13 protein-coding genes are annotated in these 15,644 nt (G+C 73.7%); 6 read left to right on the top strand and 7 right to left on the bottom strand.

Annotated features, from left to right (window positions below):
* Positions 1-119 precede the first annotated feature (119 nt).
* The 3 genes from ACFYZ4_RS17135 to ACFYZ4_RS17125 all read right to left on the bottom strand — a co-directional run bounded on the left by ACFYZ4_RS17135 (position 120) and on the right by ACFYZ4_RS17125 (position 3,121).
* The gene (locus ACFYZ4_RS17135; RefSeq protein WP_390784240.1) at positions 120-842 is read right to left on the bottom strand and encodes a hypothetical protein; all 723 of its coding nucleotides are present in this window, start codon (positions 840-842) and stop codon (positions 120-122) included.
* A 111-nt stretch (positions 843-953) separates the two neighbouring features.
* The gene (gene miaB / locus ACFYZ4_RS17130) at positions 954-2,474 is read right to left on the bottom strand and encodes a tRNA (N6-isopentenyl adenosine(37)-C2)-methylthiotransferase MiaB (RefSeq protein WP_351291479.1); all 1,521 of its coding nucleotides are present in this window, start codon (positions 2,472-2,474) and stop codon (positions 954-956) included.
* On the bottom strand, positions 2,471-3,121 hold the full coding sequence (locus ACFYZ4_RS17125) for a maleylpyruvate isomerase family mycothiol-dependent enzyme (protein WP_390784239.1): 651 nt from the start codon (positions 3,119-3,121) through the stop codon (positions 2,471-2,473). Before ACFYZ4_RS17125 ends, miaB begins: the two co-directional genes overlap by 4 nt.
* A gap of 146 nt (positions 3,122-3,267) precedes the next feature.
* On the opposite strand from ACFYZ4_RS17125, the gene ACFYZ4_RS17120 reads away from it, so the two are divergent.
* On the top strand, positions 3,268-4,200 hold the full coding sequence (locus tag ACFYZ4_RS17120) for a LysR family transcriptional regulator (RefSeq protein WP_390784238.1): 933 nt from the start codon (positions 3,268-3,270) through the stop codon (positions 4,198-4,200).
* A gap of 31 nt (positions 4,201-4,231) precedes the next feature.
* Positions 4,232-5,227 carry a TAXI family TRAP transporter solute-binding subunit gene (locus tag ACFYZ4_RS17115; protein ID WP_384340679.1) on the top strand — a complete coding sequence of 332 codons (996 nt, stop codon included), beginning with the start codon at positions 4,232-4,234 and terminating at the stop codon, positions 5,225-5,227.
* Positions 5,228-5,255: 28 nt separating this feature from the next.
* Here the strand turns inward: ACFYZ4_RS17115 and ACFYZ4_RS17110 are convergent, their stop codons facing one another.
* Entirely contained in the window at positions 5,256-6,293 is a 1,038-nt protein-coding gene (locus tag ACFYZ4_RS17110; RefSeq protein ID WP_390784237.1) for an ROK family protein, read from the bottom strand.
* A gap of 21 nt (positions 6,294-6,314) precedes the next feature.
* Complete coding sequence (locus tag ACFYZ4_RS17105; protein WP_390784236.1) at positions 6,315-7,397, bottom strand: LacI family DNA-binding transcriptional regulator; 1,083 nt, start codon at positions 7,395-7,397, stop codon at positions 6,315-6,317.
* 523 nt (positions 7,398-7,920) lie between these two features.
* On the opposite strand from ACFYZ4_RS17105, the gene ACFYZ4_RS17100 reads away from it, so the two are divergent.
* Positions 7,921-9,174: a glycosyl hydrolase gene (locus ACFYZ4_RS17100; RefSeq protein ID WP_390784235.1), complete on the top strand. Its 1,254-nt coding sequence runs from the start codon at positions 7,921-7,923 to the stop codon at positions 9,172-9,174.
* Between the two features lie 116 nt (positions 9,175-9,290).
* Positions 9,291-11,408, top strand: a complete 2,118-nt coding sequence (locus ACFYZ4_RS17095; protein WP_390784378.1) for an endo-beta-N-acetylglucosaminidase — start codon at positions 9,291-9,293, stop codon at positions 11,406-11,408.
* A 4-nt stretch (positions 11,409-11,412) separates the two neighbouring features.
* On the opposite strand, the gene ACFYZ4_RS17090 is transcribed toward ACFYZ4_RS17095, so the two are convergent.
* Positions 11,413-12,825: an ATP-binding protein gene (locus ACFYZ4_RS17090; RefSeq protein WP_390784234.1), complete on the bottom strand. Its 1,413-nt coding sequence runs from the start codon at positions 12,823-12,825 to the stop codon at positions 11,413-11,415.
* Between the two features lie 12 nt (positions 12,826-12,837).
* The gene (locus ACFYZ4_RS17085) at positions 12,838-13,572 is read right to left on the bottom strand and encodes a response regulator transcription factor (RefSeq protein WP_384340671.1); all 735 of its coding nucleotides are present in this window, start codon (positions 13,570-13,572) and stop codon (positions 12,838-12,840) included.
* A gap of 298 nt (positions 13,573-13,870) precedes the next feature.
* On the opposite strand from ACFYZ4_RS17085, the gene ACFYZ4_RS17080 reads away from it, so the two are divergent.
* Together ACFYZ4_RS17080 and ACFYZ4_RS17075 are read left to right on the top strand one after the other, a co-directional pair.
* On the top strand, positions 13,871-14,656 hold the full coding sequence (locus ACFYZ4_RS17080) for an amino acid ABC transporter ATP-binding protein (protein WP_351293681.1): 786 nt from the start codon (positions 13,871-13,873) through the stop codon (positions 14,654-14,656).
* Between the two features lie 118 nt (positions 14,657-14,774).
* Positions 14,775-15,629 (top strand): glutamate ABC transporter substrate-binding protein, encoded by an 855-nt coding sequence (locus tag ACFYZ4_RS17075; RefSeq protein WP_351293684.1) that lies wholly within the window; start codon positions 14,775-14,777, stop codon positions 15,627-15,629.
* The last annotated feature ends 15 nt before the right edge of the window (positions 15,630-15,644 follow it).

Here is a 15,644-nt window from a genome sequence, read left to right as displayed (position 1 = left end):
ACCAGCAGCTGCTGCCGGTCCCGCGCCCCTTCGCCGTTTCCCGGGTCTGCTGCTCCGGCCGGTACGCGCCTTCGGTCGTACGCGCTTCCGGGCGGTACGTGCCTCCGGCCGGTCCGTGCCTACGACCAGGCGGCGACGAAGTACCCGACCCCGTACGGCGCGTCCTCATACAGCAGCCGGCCTTCGAGGCCGGCGCCCTCGGCGGCGCCGGCCAGCACCTGCCAGGGGGCCCGGCCGACGGCCTGGAGCTCGGCCGCGAGTTCGGCGTCGAGGGCGGCGAGGGCGGCCGCGTCGGCAGCGCCCAGGGCGCGGGCGGCGGCCGCGTCGAAGGCGGCGGCCCGCTCGTCGAGGTAGCCGGGGGCCTTGAGGGTCCGGCAGGCGCTGCCGTCCCCGAGGACCAGCATGGCCACGCGTTCGGCGGAACCGCCCAGGTCCGCGCCGAGCAGGCCGCAGCCGCTCGGGGCGAGGCCCGCGGCGACGGCCACACCGGCGACCGGGGCGGCCGCCCAGCGGGCCTGGCCGAGCAGCCAGCCGGCCACCGCGAGGGAAGTCGGCAGGGTGTCCCCGGTGGCGTGGCCGCTCGGCGGTTCGCCCAGGTCGGGGCCCAGGGTGACGGTCAGGTCCACGCCGAACCCGGCGAAGCCGCCGGGGGTGCCCTGGTCGTACGCGCCGCCCTCGGCGGCGGCGCCGACGACGACCAGCAGGTCGGGCCGGGAGGCGGCGAGCACCGCCAGCGCGTCGGAGCAGGCGGTGCGGGCGTCGCCGAGTTCGGCGGCGGCCCCCGCGGCGACCTCCGGCACGAGCAGCGGCGGGGCGGGACAGACGGCGGCGGCTACGAGCATGATCCGCAGCCTAACGCCAGTGCCGAGCGGACTCCGCCGCCCGCTCGGCTTCAAGGTCTGGGGCTCCGCCCCGGACCCCGCACCTCAAACGCCGGCGGGGCTGGATTCGGCTCAGGCCTGCGCCACCGCGCAGCCCGACGTGGCGACCGGGAGGGGGGCCGGGACGCCCAGGGTGGGGATGCCGAGCATGACGCCCGCGGGCTGGGCCGGGGCGGCGTTGCGCTTCTCCCAGGCGTCGCCGGCGCGGGTGCGGCGCACGGTCTGCGTCGGGCCCTCGGCCAGCAGGTGGTGCGGAGCCGCGTAGGTGATGTCCACGGTGACCACGTCGCCCGGGCGGACCTCCGCCTCCGGCTTCGTGAAGTGGACCAGGCGGTTGTCGGGGGCGCGGCCTGACAGACGGTGCGTGGCACCGTCCTTGCGACCCTCGCCCTCCGCGACCATGACCTCCAGCGTGCGGCCGACCTGCGTCTTGTTCTCCTCCCAGGAGATCTCCTCCTGGAGGGCGACCAGGCGCATGTAGCGGTCCTGCACGACCTCCTTGGGGATCTGCCCGTCCATGTCCGCCGCCGGCGTGCCGGGCCGCTTGGAGTACTGGAAGGTGAAGGCGTTCGCGAAGCGGGCCTCGCGCACCGCGTGCATCGTCTGCTGGAAGTCCTCCTCCGTCTCACCGGGGAAGCCCACGATGATGTCGGTGGAGATCGCGGCGTGCGGGATCGCGGCGCGGACCTTCTCGATGATGCCGAGGAAGCGCTCCTGGCGGTACGAGCGGCGCATCGCCTTGAGGATCGGGTCCGAGCCGGACTGCATCGGCATGTGCAGCTGGGGCATCACGTTCGGGGTCTCGGCCATGGCCGCGATCACGTCGTCCGTGAAGTCGCGCGGGTGCGGGGAGGTGAAGCGGACCCGCTCCAGGCCCTCGATCTGCCCGCAGGCCCGCAGCAGCTTGCTGAAGGCCTCGCGGTCGCCCAGGTCCGAGCCGTACGCGTTCACGTTCTGGCCGAGCAGGGTGATCTCCGAGACGCCCTCGGCGACCAGGGCCTCCACCTCGGCGAGGATGTCGCCGGGCCGGCGGTCCTCCTCCTTGCCGCGCAGCGCCGGGACGATGCAGAAGGTGCAGGTGTTGTTGCAGCCGACGGAGATCGAGACCCAGGCGGCGTACGCGGACTCGCGGCGGGTCGGGAGCGTGGAGGGGAACGCCTCCAGCGACTCGGCGATCTCGACCTGCGCCTCTTCCTGGATGCGGGCGCGCTCCAGCAGCACGGGGAGCTTGCCGATGTTGTGCGTACCGAAGACGACGTCGACCCAGGGGGCCCGCTTGACGATCGTGTCGCGGTCCTTCTGCGCGAGGCAGCCGCCGACGGCGATCTGCATGCCGGGGCGCTTGGTCTTCATCGGGGCCAGCCGGCCCAGGTTGCCGTACAGCTTGTTGTCGGCGTTCTCGCGGACCGCGCAGGTGTTGAAGACCACGACGTCGGCGTCGCCGTCGGCGCCCTCGGGCGCCCGGACGTAGCCGGCGTCCTCCAGCAGACCGGAGAGCCGCTCCGAGTCGTGCACGTTCATCTGGCACCCGTAGGTGCGCACCTCGTAGCTTCGCTTCTCGTCCACTGCCTGGCTCCGGTCGCTGCTGGTCATGCAACAAGGGTAGGCGGTACCCGGGAGCCCTCCGGTCCCCCGTGCAGCCGGCCCGCGGGGAGCCGGCGGCCGAAGAGGAGGAGCAGCAGGTCCTGGGCGTTTCCGTAGAGGGGCGTTCCGTTTCCGTGGGACCAGTCGAGGTCGTCGGCCCGCAGCCGGAGGCCGGTCAGGTCCGCGCCGAAGAAGCGCAGGGTGCGCGGGGTGACGGCGCCGAGGAGGAGCCGCAGCCGGTCCTCGGGGACGCGGCGGGGGTGGCCGAGGGCGGTGGTGATGTCGAGGCCGTGGACCACGTCGTGGGCGAGGGCCCCGGCGGGGCCGGCGGCGGGGGGCTTCCAGGGATGGCCGGCGTTCTCGCGGAGCAGCGCGGCGAGCTCGCGCGGGCTGAAGGCGGCGGCGTCGCGGCGGGCCGTCCGGTCGGTCATCCGGTGCGGGTTCCCGCCGGCCCGCAGCAGCTCGGCGGCGAAGCCGGGGAGGGAGGTGCGGAACCCGAGCGACATGTGGGCGGCGACCTCGCGGACGCGCCAGCCGCCGCAGAGGGACGGGGCGTCCCACTGGGCCGGGCTGAGGGCGTCGAGTACGTCGGCCAGCTCGCGGCGTTCGGCGGCGACGGCCGCGGCGATCGTACGGCGGCTCGCGGATCGGCCCACGGGGCGGGAGGAGGCGGGTCGGGGCACGGGTCGGGAGGCGGGTCCGGGCGTGGGTTGCGGCGCTGATCGGCTCATGGCTTCAGGCTCGGCTGCCCGCCCCGCATAAGTCCAAGAGCGGGTTCTTATGCGATCTAGAATCAATGGTTATGGAACTGGCTCAGCTGCGCTATTTCGTGGCGGTGGTGGAGGAGGGCAGCTTCACCCGGGCCGGGGCGCGGCTGCACGTGTCCCAGCCCGGGGTGAGCGCACAGGTACGCCGGCTGGAACGGGAGCTGGGGCAGCGGCTGCTCGACCGGTCCGGGCGGCGGGTCACGCCGACCGAGACGGGCGAGGCCGTCCTCTCGTACGCGCGGGCCGCGCTGGCGGCGGTGGAGGGGGTGCGGCGGACTGCCGAGGAGTTCTCCGGGCTGCTGCGCGGGCGGGTGGCCCTCGGGCTGATCCCGGGCGCGGCCGGGGCGGTGGTGGACGGGTTCGACGTGGTGGGGACGCTCGGGGACTTCCACGACGAGCACCCCCGGGTGGAGATCGCCCTGTCCGAGGACACCTCGGAGCGGATGCTGGCCGCCCTGCTGCGCGGGGAGCTGGATCTGGCCGTGATCGGCCTCGGCGGGGAGCCGCCTCCGGGGATCTCCTGCCAGGTGGTGCTCGACGAGCCCCTGGTGGCGGTGGTCCGGGCGGGCGACCCCCTCGTCGCGGAGTCCGTGAACGGCGGGATCCCGCTGGCTGCCCTGCGCGAACGGGCGCTGATCAGCCTGCCGCGCGGGACGGGCTTGCGCGGGGTGCTGGAGCGGGCGTGCGCGGAGGCGGGGTTCGCGCCACGGGTGGAGTTCGAGGCGGCGGCGCCCGCGGTGCTGGTCCGGCTGGCCGCGCGGGGGCTCGGGGTGGCCGTGGTGCCGTCCGGGGCCGAGTCCGGCGCGGGCTCGCGGGACGCCGGCGGACTGTGCGCGCTGCGGATCACCGAACCGGCGCTGAACGGGCGGGTGGCGGTGGCCTGGCGCACGGGCGGGCCGGCCGGACCCGCCGCCCGCGGGCTGTTGGGACGGCTGCGCGCGGAGGCCCCCGGACGGCCCGCGCCGTGACAGGAGGGCGGTCGGGTGGCAGGATCGCGCCATGCCTCTCGTACCGCCCCGGATCAGCAGGCGCCACGCCCTGCGGGTCCTGGTGGCCGTACTGGCCGTGCTCGGGATCCTCACCTGGTGGCTGAAGCCCTTCGGGGAACCGGAGCTGCGCACCGAGCTGACCTTCAGCACGGGCGCCCGGACCGGCGTCTACCACCGGTACGGGCAGCTGCTGCAGCAGGCGCTCGCGCGGGACGCCCCCGGGGTGGACGTCCATCTGAAGACCAGCGAGGGCTCGCAGGAGAACCTGAAGCGGGTGGCCTCCGGTGAGGCGGACTTCACGGTGGCGACCGCGGACGCGGTCGCCAAGTACCAGCTCGACGGGAAGCCGCGCGCGGACCTGCTGCGCGGGGTCGCCCGGCTCTACGACGACTACGTGCAGCTGGTGGTGCCGGCCGACTCCGCCGTGCAGTCGGCCCGGGACCTGAAGGGCAAGCGGGTCGCGATCGGCCAGCCCGGGTCCGGGGTGCGGCTCGTCTCGGAGCGGCTGCTCAAGGCGGCCGGGCTGGACCCGGTGCTGGACATCACGCCGGTGTCCATAGGCATCGACACCATGCCGGCCGAGCTGGAGGCCGGCCGGATCGACGCCTTCTTCTGGTCCGGCGGCCTGCCGACGAACGCGGTGCGCGAGCTGTCGGAGCGGTACCAGATCCGGCTCGTGCAGCTCGGCGACCTGGTGGAGCAGCTGCAGGGCAGCGGCAGTCCGGCGCGCTACTACCGGACGGCGGTCATGCCGCAGGACGCGTACGCGCGGGCGCGCAACACCAGCGCGGTGACCACCCTGGCCGTGCCGAACCTGCTGGTGACCACGGCGGAGACGGACCCGGTCCTGACGGAGCAGCTGACGCGGACGGTGATCGACAGCCGCGACCGCGTCGGGAACGAGGTGCACGCGGCGCAGCTGGTGGACCTGCGGACGGCGATCTACACCGATCCCCTGCAGCTGCACGAGGGGGCGGGCCGGTACTACCGGTCGGTCAAACCCTGACGTCCCCCATGAGGTCGTGGCCGACGTCCTACGAGGACGGCGGCGACGGCAGCAGCATCAGCGCCGCCGCGGCCGCGCCGATCAGGCCCGCGTGGGTGCCCAGGGTCGCCGGGACCACCTGGAGCTCCTTGACGAAGGAGAGCGTGGCGTAGGCCGCGAGGTGGGTGCGGATCGGGGCGAAGAGGACGTCGCCGGAGGCGGCGACCCCGCCGCCGATGACGGCGATGTCCGTTTCGACGAGGGTCGCGGTGGCGGCGATGGCGGCGGCCAGCGCACGGCCCGCGCGGTCGAAGGCGGCCAGGGCGATCGGGTCGCCCGCGGCGGCGGCCGCGGCCACACCGGCGGCCGAGGCGTCCCGCGCGCTCCCCGCGCCGTTCTCCGCGCCGTTCTCCGCGCCGGCCGGGGTCCAGCCCTGTTCCCGGGCCCAGCGGGCGATGGCCGTGCCGGAGGCGATCGACTCGACGCAGCCGCGGCTGCCGCAGACGCACGGCTCGCCGTCGAAGGCCACGCTGATGTGGCCGATGTGCCCCGCGTTGCCCGTGGGGCCGGGGTGCAGCTGGTTGTTCAGGATCAGGCCGCCGCCCACGCCCGTGGAGACCACCATGCAGAGCGCGTTCGCGTGGCCCCGGGCCGCGCCCAGCCAGTGCTCGGCGGCGGTCATCGCCACGCCGTCCCCGGCCAGTACGGTCGGCAGCTCGGCCCCGTGCGCCGCGAGCTCCGCCGCGACCCGGGCCTGGACGGGGAACTCCCGCCACGCCCCGATGTTGACCGGGCTGACCGTGCCCCGGGAGGTGTCCACCGGGCCGGCGCTGCCGATCCCGCAACGGACGGCCGAGGCCCACAGCGGGGAGCCGGACAGGTCGGCGACGACCTCGGCCACCGCCGCCATGACCCCCTCCGCGTCCGCTCCGCGCGGGGTCGCCCGGCGGGTGGTGGCGGTCATCGTGCCGTCGGGGTGCACCAGCGCCCCGGCGATCTTCGTACCGCCGATGTCGATCGCCACCGTCAGGCCGGCGGCCGCCGCGGCGGCGCGCGGTGCGGGGAAGGGGGCGGTGGGGGTGATCACGGTGGCGGCTCCAGGAAGGGGTCAGGATTCAGTATGCGCCGGGGGCGGCGCCGTGCTCTCGCGAGGCTCCAGTCGCGGCTGCTCGCTGATCCGGACCCCGGGCGGGCCGCCCGCGAGGACGGCGAGGAGTTCCTCGGCGGCGAGCCGGCCGAAGCCGGCGGTGTCGCGCACGAGGGCGGTGAGCCGGGGGTGGGTGACCCGGCAGAGCGCGGAGTCGTCCCAGGCCACGATCGAGAGTCGGCCCGGGACGGGGATGCCCAGCTCGGCGGCGACCGCGCTCCCGGCGACGGCCATCACGTCGTTGTCGTAGACGAGCGCGGTGGGCGGCCCGGGCTCGGCCAGGACCCGGCGGGTGGCGGCGGCGCCCTCGGCGTCGGAGTAGTCGGTGACCACCGAGCGCACCTGGTCCGGGCCGAGCCCGCGGCGCGCGGCCTCCGTCCGCAGGGAGTCCATCCGGCGGACCGTGTGGGCGAGGCCGGGGAGCCCCGCGATGTGGACGATCCGGCGGTGGCCCAGCCCGTGGAGGTGGTCCAGGACCTGGGCCATGGCCCCGGCGTCGTCGGCCCGGACCGAGGAGACCACCGCGGGCCCCGGCTCAGTCGCAGGCTCCGGCCCCGGCTCCGGCTGTGTACCGGTCTCCGGCTCGCCGATGGTGACCGCGGGCAGGCCCAGCCGCCCGAGGAGCGCCGGGCGCGGGTCCCGTATGCGCGGGTCGACGACGAGGACCCCGTCGACCCTGCGCTCGGCCCACCAGCGCCGGTAGACCGCGCATTCGGCGTCGATGTCCTCGACGACCTGGAACAGCAGGGCGGTCCGGGCGGCGGAGAGGACCTCCTGGATGCCGGAGACGAGCTGGAGGAAGAAGGACTCGACGCCGAGCGTGTGCGCGGGCCGGGCGAGGACCAGCCCGACGGCGCCGGACCGTTCGCCGGAGAGGGCGCGGGCGGCGCTGTTGGGCTGCCAGCCGAGTTCCTCGGCGACGCGGCGGATCCGGGCCCGGGTGTCCTGCGAGACGCCGGGCCTGTCGTTGAGCGCGAACGACACGGCGCTCTCCGACACCCCGGCCTGCCGGGCGATGTCCTTGATCGTGGGTCTGCGGGCCATGGCCTGCCTCATTCGTCCTTCGGGTGCGTCACGCGGGGCGGAATACGGAGGGGGCAATGGCCGGACCGTACGCGATCCTGCCCTGGCAGGCGGCCTTGACCGCGATCCGGTAGTCCCCGGGAGGCGAGCGTCACCGTCGCCGCGGAGGCGGGGCCGTCACATGTCACCGTGTACGGCGCGTCCCCCAGCGGGGCCGTACCCGTGTTGTGCAGCCGGTACCGGCCGAACACCGGCTGGTGCGGCTCCCGTTCGCCCTCCCGCACCGGCATGCCCGAGGGCGTGCGCAGCAGCAGGGTGGTGGTGACCGCCGTGACCGAAATACCGCTGTCCATTTCCGCATGCCGCCCTGTGACCCGTCAGAACTAAACCGCATTAGTTCTGCCAGGTTCCAGCGAACAGAACCCTTGTGTCAACTGGGCTGAAGCGCATAAGTAGACCGGCTGGAGGCCCTGTTGACTTTCCCCATCCGCACCGGCAGGTTGTGGCCCACCCGGTGAATTCCCCCAGAACTCCAGGACGCCTTGTGCAGGATCACGCGCTCCGCTTCGGTGCCAACTACACGCCGGCCCGCGGCTGGTTCCACCACTGGCTGGACTTCGACCTCGACGAGGTCAGGGCCGATCTCGACTCGATCGCCGCGCTCGGGCTGGACCACGTCCGCGTCTTCCCGCTGTGGCCGGTCTTCCAGCCGAACCGGACACTGATCCGGCCGCGCGCCGTCGAGCAGCTCGTCGCGCTCGCCAACGCGGCCGCCGAACGCGGGCTCGACGTCAACGTGGACGGACTGCAGGGGCACTTGTCGAGCTTCGACTTCCTGCCCGCCTGGACCCGGACCTGGCACCGGCGCAACCTCTTCACCGACCCGGACGTGGTGGCCGGGCAGCAGGAGTACCTGCGCACGCTGGCCGCCGCGCTCGCCGACCGGCCGAACTTCCTGGGCATGACCGTGGGCAACGAGATCAACCAGTTCTCCGATGCCCCGCACCCCGACCCGGACCGGATCACCCCCGACCAGGCGGCCCGCTGGCTGGAGCTGATGCTCGCCGCCTGTGAGCAGGGCGCGCCCGGGCGGCCGCACCTGCACGCCGAGTACGACGCCGCCTGGTACCAGGACGGGCACCCCTTCACCCCGGCCCAGGCGGCCCGGCTGGGCGCCGCCACCGCCGTGCACTCCTGGGTGTTCAACGGCACCGCGCAGCGCCACGGCGGGCACGGGACGGCGACCGAGCACCACGCCGCGTACCTCGTCGAGCTCTCCAAGGCCTGGGCCCTCGACCCGCACCGCCCGGTGTGGCTCCAGGAGGTGGGCGCCCCGGCGCCGCTGATCCCGCCCGAGCACGCGGCGCGGTTCACCGAGGCCACCGTCACGAACGCGCTGGACTGCCCGGACCTGTGGGGCGTGACCTGGTGGTGCTCGCACGACGTGTCCCGCGGGCTCGCGGACTTCCCGGAGCTGGAGTACGGGCTCGGCCTGCTCACCAACGACCGCCGGACCAAACCGGCCGGCGCCGCCGTGTCCCGGATCGCCGGGGAGTGGCGGGGCCGCGCGCACCGCCCGCCCGTGCGCTCCACGGCGCTCGCCGTGGACGTCGGCGGGGAGCACGAGGCCCCCGGGCGGTCCGTGTGCGCCCCGGGCGGCGCGTTCTTCGAAGCGTGGGCCGCGCTGACGGCCCGGGGGATGCGCCCCGCGGTGGTCCTGGCGGAGCGCGCCGAGGACCCGGCCCACCTGTCGGCGCGCGGCATCACCGAGGTGCTGCGCGTGCACGACGTGACCTGACCGATCCGATCCCTCGTGAGGAGCCCCGCATGGCCCAGACCGACGCGACCGACGAGACCGACGAGACCGGCACCCCCGACGAGAACCGAACGACCCGTGTGACCGACAGAGGCGTCGTGCCTCGTACGCCGCCCGCCCCCTTACGGCCGTCCCGGCGCGTGGTGCTGGCCGCCGGGGCCGGGGCCGCCGCCCTGCTGGGCGGCGCGGGCCAGGCCCCGTACGCGGCCGCCGCTCCGGCTCCCGCCACCGCCACCGCACCGACCCCGGCCGACCTGGCCCCGTACGCCTCGTACTGGTTCCCGGACTCCCTCCCGGCGGGGACCCCCGGCCCCGGGATCGTGTGGCGCTCGCTCCTCCGGTGGAGCCCGGAGCGGGACCCCGACCTGGCCCACAACACCGCGACCGTGCCCCTGGCACCGCGGTTCACCCCGGTGCCGGCGCACCGGGACGCCCGGGCCGGCCAGGCCCGGATCTCCTCCCTCGTCTCCTTCGGGCCCACCGCCGGCAACCCCTCCCAGGGCTCCGCGACCGCGGACTACTACGCGCTCACGCACTGGGCGTACATCGACGAGCTGGTCTTCTGGGGCGGCTCGGCCGGCGAGGGCATCGTGCTCGCCCCGAACGCGCCCGTGATCGACGCCGCCCACCGCAACGGGGTCCGGGTGCTGGGCAACGTGTTCCTCCCGCCCGTCGCCTACGGCGGCGACCTCCAGTGGACCCGCGACCTGGTGCAGCGGGACGCCCTCGGCCGGTTCCCGCTCGCGGACCAGCTCGTCCGGGTGGCGCGGACGTACGGCTTCGACGGCTGGTTCGTGAACGCCGAGACGGACGGGGGCGACAGCGCGCTGGCCGCCCGGATGCGGGAGTTCCTGCGCGCCCTGCGGGCCGCGGGCGAGCCGCACGGGCTGCGCATCACCTGGTACGACGCCATGAACACCACCGGCCGGGTGGGCTGGCAGGGCGCCCTCAACCAGCTCAACCAGGAGTTCTTCGAGGACCGGGCCGGGAAGGTCGCGGACACGATGTTCGTGGACTTCCGCTGGACCGCGCAGACCCTGGCCGCGTCGGGCGCGCTCGCCGAGCGGCTGGGCCGCTCCCGCCACGAGCTGTGGGCGGCCGTGGACACGGAGTCCCGCGGCTGGGACTCCGCCGTGCCGTGGGACGCGATCGTCCCGCGCGACCGCGAGCACGTCGTCAGCTACGGCTTCTACCGGCCCGAGTGGACCCGCAACCACCTCACCGACCGCTCCCCCGGCGCGTTCCACCTCGCCGACGACCGGTTCTGGACGGGCGAGTCCCTGGACCCCGCCCGGCCCGCACCCGGGTCCGGTTCCGGCTGGCGGGCCCCGGCCACGGCCGTCGCCGACCGGTCCACGGTCACCGGGCTCCCCTTCGCCTGCTCGTTCAACACCGGGCACGGGCTGCGCTGGTACGAGAACGGCACGGCCGTCTCCGACACGCCCTGGAACCACCTCGGGCTCCAGGACCGGCTCCCGGGCCGCCGCTGGGCGGTGGACACCGCCGGCGCACGCCCCTCCGTCACCCTGGACTTCGCGGACGCCTGGCGCGGCGGCTCCAGCCTGCTGGTCACGGGCGCGCTGACCGCTCCGGTGATCGTCGGGCTGCACTCCACGCGGCTGCCGCTGACCCCGGCGAGCGTCCTGGATCTGGTGTACTCCGGCGGGTCGGGGCCGGTGGCGGTGGAGGTCGGCGTGGCCACCCGCGAGCCCGCCGCCCCCGGCGAGCCGGTCCCGTACGCGTGGCTGCCCGCCGGGACCACGGGCCGCGGGCAGGGCTGGCGCACGGCGCGGGCCGGGCTCGGACCGCTGGCGGGGCAGACCGCGTACGGCCTGGCCGTACGGATCACCGCGCTCGACACGGCGCCGGTGGTGTGGCGGCTCGGCGCCCTGTCGGTCCACGACTCCGCCCGCACCCGGCGCCCGGCCCCGCCCATCGCGCCGGCCGTCGACGCCGCGGCCCGGCAGGACGGCAAGGCCTGGCTCCGCCTGTCCTGGCGCGCCGCGGCCGGCGGGGCCCGCCGGCCGCGGCACTACGAGGTGTCGCGCGTCCTGCCCGACGGGACCCGCCGCTTCCTCGGCGGCACCTGCGGCACCGCCCTCTACCTGCCGGCCGTCCCGCGGGCCGGGCGGGAGCGGGCGGCCGCCTTCGAGGTCCGGGCCGTGGACGAGCTGTACGCGGTCTCGGCCCCGGCCCGCGCCACCCTCGCCTGGTAGCGGCTCAGGAGCCGTGGGGGCCGGTGCGCGGCACGGACACGGTCACCCGCAGCCCGTGCGGCGGGTTCGTCTCGTACGAGAGGGACCCGCCGCCCGCGGTGAGCAGCGCGCGGGAGATCGACAGGCCGAGCCCGGAGCCCTTGATGTTCTGGTGGCGGCCGCTGCGCCAGAAGCGGTCGCCGACGCGGAGCAGCTCCTCCTCGGTGAGGCCGGGTCCGCAGTCGGCGACGACCACGCGGGCGACGCCCCCCTCGGCGGTCACCGACACCTCGACCTCCTCGCCCTCGGGGGTGAACTTGAGGGCGTTGTCGATGACGGCGTCGAGCGCGCTGGACAGGGCGATGGGGTCGGCCCAGCCGGTGACGGCGGACCGGCCCGTCTCGGTGAGCCGTACGCCCTTCTCCTCGGCGTACGGGCGCCACGCGGCGACCCGCTCCGCCGCCAGCGCCCCGATGTCGGTGAGGCTGATCTCGGCGGAGGCGTGCTCGGCCAGCGCCAGGTCCAGGAGGTCGTCCAGCACCTGGGTCAGACGTTTGCCCTCGGTGCGTACGGAGGCGATCTCCTCGTTCCCCTCGGGCAGTTCGAGGGCGAGCAGCTCGATCCGCAGGAGCAGTGCCGCGAGCGGGTTGCGCAGCTGGTGGGAGGCGTCGGCGACGAACGCCCGCTGCTGCTCCAGTACCTCTTCGACGTTGTCGGCCATCTCGTTGAACGAATGGGCCAGGCGCTGGAGTTCCGGGGGCCCGCCCGCGGCCGCGACGCGCGAGTTCATGCGTCCGGTGGCGATGCCGTGGGCGGCCGCGTCCAGGGTCTGCACGGGCTTGAGCACCCAGCTGGTGAGCCTCAGGGCGGCGCCGAAGGCGACCAGCATGGCGGCGGCGAGACCGCCCGCGATGAGCAGCCAGCCCTGCAGGATCCGGCCGCGCATCAGGTCGGTCGGCGAGTCGGTGGCGACGACCGCGACCACGTCGCCGTCGAGGACGACCGGGGAGACGACGAGGAGCCGGCCCCGGGTCTGCCAGGGCCACACCTGCGGCGGATCGTGGCTGCGCCGGCCGGCGAGGGCCTCCTTGAAGGCCTTGCGGCCCTCGCCGGACTCCGGGACCTGCCACCACCCGGGCGAGCGGGCCATGGCGTTGTCGTCGCGGTAGAAGATGCCGACGTTGATCCCGTACAGCTCCTGGTACCGGGCGAGTTCGACCTGGAGGGTCTCCCCGCGCGCGTCGGCGCCGGTGGATCCGGAGCCCTGGGCGTCGATGACGAGCTGGGCGAGGGCGGCGAACCGGGCGCTGTCGTCGATGCGGTCGACGACCACCCGCTGCTGCTGTCCGGCGGCCAGGCTCACGGCGAGCGGGAAGCCCAGCGCGAGCAGCGTGCCCGCCATCAGGATGACGAGCAGCGGAAGCAATCGGGCGCGCACGGCAGAAGACCCCTAGGGGGCGGACGGGGCGGACGGGGCCGTCGGCGTGACGAGCCGGTAGCCCACCCCGCGGACGGTTTCGATGAGGGCGGGCATGCGCAGCTTGGAGCGCAGCGAGGCGACGTGGACCTCCAGGGTGCGCCCGGTCCCCTCCCAGCTGGTGCGCCACACCTCGCTGATGATCTGTTCGCGGCGGAAGACGACACCGGGCCGCTGCGCGAGCAGGGCCAACAGGTCGAACTCCTTGCGGGTGAGCGGTACGTCGGCGCCGTCCACGCTGACCCGGCGGTTGGGCAGCTCGATGCTGACGGGACCGAGCCGGACCGTGGCGGGCGTACCGGTCCCGGTGGCCGCGGCCTCCTCGGAGGCGCCGGTGCGGCGGGCGACGGCGTGGATGCGGGCGAGGAGTTCGCCGGTGTCGTAGGGCTTGACGACGTAGTCGTCGGCGCCCATGTTCAGGCCGTGGATGCGGGAGCGTACGTCGGCGCGCGCGGTCACCATGATGACGGGGGTGGCGGTGCGCTTGCGGATCTTGCCGCACACCTCGTACCCGTCCTGGTCGGGCAGGCCGAGGTCGAGCAGGATCACCCCGTAGGGAGAGGCTCCGGGCAGGGCGCCGGCGGGCAGCAGTGCCTGCAGGGCCTCCTCGCCGTTGCGGGCGTGGGTGACCCGGAAGCCGTGCCGGGCGAGGATCGCGGACAGGGCGGCGGCGACGTGATCGTCGTCCTCGACGAGCAGCAGTCTCATGTCGTCCCCCTCTCCTCTTCTCGCTCCACGGACTTCCCCGGGCATGGTCACACGGATGGCCGCAAGGTGGCCATCATGCATACACGCCGATGCGGAGTCCCACGTCAAGGGGGTTCCGCCGCGGCGCGCCTTCCGTTACGCACCCGGTACGCGCCTCATTCGGCCACACAGGCGCCGCGCACGGAGCGTATCCGGGGGAAGCCGGATCGTTATGCTCAATTCTCCCTCAGATGTGATGACGTTGTGGACGTCACGTCACTACTGTCCTCCCAACCGAGGAGGACGGAGCAAGAAGCCGATGAGCGGAGTATCAGTGACCAAGGACGTGCAGGACGCGGCCGGTGCCGCGGACGACCTGGTCGTACTGAGCAACGTCAACAAGCACTTCGGCGCGCTGCACGTGCTTCAGGACATCGATCTGAGCATTGCCCGCGGTGAGGTAGTCGTCGTGATCGGTCCCTCGGGATCGGGCAAGTCCACGCTGTGCCGGACGATCAACCGTCTGGAGACCATCGACTCGGGCACCATCACGCTCGACGGCAAGGAACTGCCCTCCGAGGGCAAGGAGCTGGCCCGGCTGCGCGCCGACGTCGGCATGGTCTTCCAGTCGTTCAATCTCTTCGCGCACAAGACGGTGCTGGAGAACGTCGTGCTGGGCCAGGTCAAGGTCCGCAAGACGGACGGGGCCGCGGCGCGCGAGAAGGCGGTGGCCCTGCTGGACCGGGTGGGCGTCGGCTCGCAGGCCGACAAGTACCCGGCGCAGCTCTCCGGCGGCCAGCAGCAGCGCGTGGCGATCGCCCGGGCGCTGGCCATGGAGCCGAAGGTCATGCTGTTCGACGAGCCGACCTCGGCTCTCGACCCGGAGATGATCAACGAGGTGCTGGAGGTCATGCAGCAGCTCGCCCGTGAGGGGATGACCATGGTGGTCGTCACGCACGAGATGGGCTTCGCCCGCTCCGCGGCCAACCGGGTCGTCTTCATGGCCGACGGAAAGATCGTCGAAGAGGCCACCCCCGAGCAGTTCTTCAGCAACCCGCGCAGTGACCGCGCGAAGGACTTCCTGTCGAAGATCCTCCACCACTGAGGTTCTCGTCTGGTAGTCATCCGTATGCGGATCGCCGCCGGATCGGTTCCTGTCGGCCGCGCGTACGCCGTAAGCGTCGCTCGTCGTTCAACAACGTCTCATCCGAGGGAAGTTCACCATGAAGATCTCCAAGGCCGCAGCGGCCGCGGCCGTCGCCGTCGCCCTTTCCCTGACCGCGACCGCGTGTGGCGGCAGCGAGAAGGACGCCGCCAGTGACGGCGGTGCCTCCGGTGGCGCCAAGACGGACAAGGTCGTCGTCGGCATCAAGTACGACCAGCCCGGTCTGGGCCTGAAGACCCCGGACGGCAAGTTCACGGGCTTCGACGTCGACGTCGCCACATACGTGGCCAAGGAGCTCGGCTACGAGCCGAACCAGATCGAGTTCAAGCAGGCCCCCAGCGCTGAGCGCGAGAACCTGATCTCGAACGGTGACGTGAAGTTCGTCGTCGCGACCTACTCGATCAACGACAAGCGCAAGGAGAAGGTCGACTTCGCCGGCCCGTACTTCCTCGCGCACCAGGACCTGCTGGTCCGCGCCGACGACACGAGCATCACCAAGGTCGAGGACCTGAACAAGAAGAAGCTCTGCTCGGTCACCGGCTCGACCTCGGCGCAGAACATCAAGAAGACCCTGGCCCCCGAGGCCGACCTGCTGGAGCAGGGTGGCTACTCCGAGTGCCTGACCGGCCTGGAGAACAAGGCCGTCGACGCCCTGACCACGGACAACTCGATCCTCGCCGGTTACGCCGCGCAGGAGAAGAACAAGGGCAAGTTCAAGCTCGTCGGCCTGAGCATGAGCAACGAGAACTACGGCATCGGTCTGAAGAAGGGCGACAAGGAGCTCCAGACCAAGATCAACGCCGCGCTCAAGAAGATGGTCGAGGACGGCAGCTGGCAGAAGGCCGTGGACAAGAACCTCGGCCCGGCCAACTACAAGAACGAGCCTGCCCCGCAGATCACCGAAGGCAGCTGATTCATCGGTGAGGAG

This window comes from Streptomyces sp. NPDC001513 (genome assembly GCF_042894695.1).
GTDB lineage: Bacteria > Actinomycetota > Actinomycetes > Streptomycetales > Streptomycetaceae > Streptomyces.
This window is presented reverse-complemented; position numbering and strand designations above follow the sequence as displayed.

Bases quoted from the DNA above. Each gene is read 5' to 3' on its own strand.
- ACFYZ4_RS17135 (WP_390784240.1), bottom strand. From the start codon at position 842: ATGCTCGTAGCCGCCGCCGTCTGTCCCGCCCCGCCGCTGCTCGTGCCG.
- miaB (WP_351291479.1), bottom strand. From the start codon at position 2,474: ATGACCAGCAGCGACCGGAGCCAGGCAGTGGACGAGAAGCGAAGCTAC.
- ACFYZ4_RS17120 (WP_390784238.1), top strand. From the start codon at position 3,268: ATGGAACTGGCTCAGCTGCGCTATTTCGTGGCGGTGGTGGAGGAGGGC.
- ACFYZ4_RS17115 (WP_384340679.1), top strand. From the start codon at position 4,232: ATGCCTCTCGTACCGCCCCGGATCAGCAGGCGCCACGCCCTGCGGGTC.
- ACFYZ4_RS17105 (WP_390784236.1), bottom strand. From the start codon at position 7,397: ATGGCCCGCAGACCCACGATCAAGGACATCGCCCGGCAGGCCGGGGTG.
- ACFYZ4_RS17085 (WP_384340671.1), bottom strand. From the start codon at position 13,572: ATGAGACTGCTGCTCGTCGAGGACGACGATCACGTCGCCGCCGCCCTG.
- ACFYZ4_RS17080 (WP_351293681.1), top strand. From the start codon at position 13,871: ATGAGCGGAGTATCAGTGACCAAGGACGTGCAGGACGCGGCCGGTGCC.
- ACFYZ4_RS17075 (WP_351293684.1), top strand. From the start codon at position 14,775: ATGAAGATCTCCAAGGCCGCAGCGGCCGCGGCCGTCGCCGTCGCCCTT.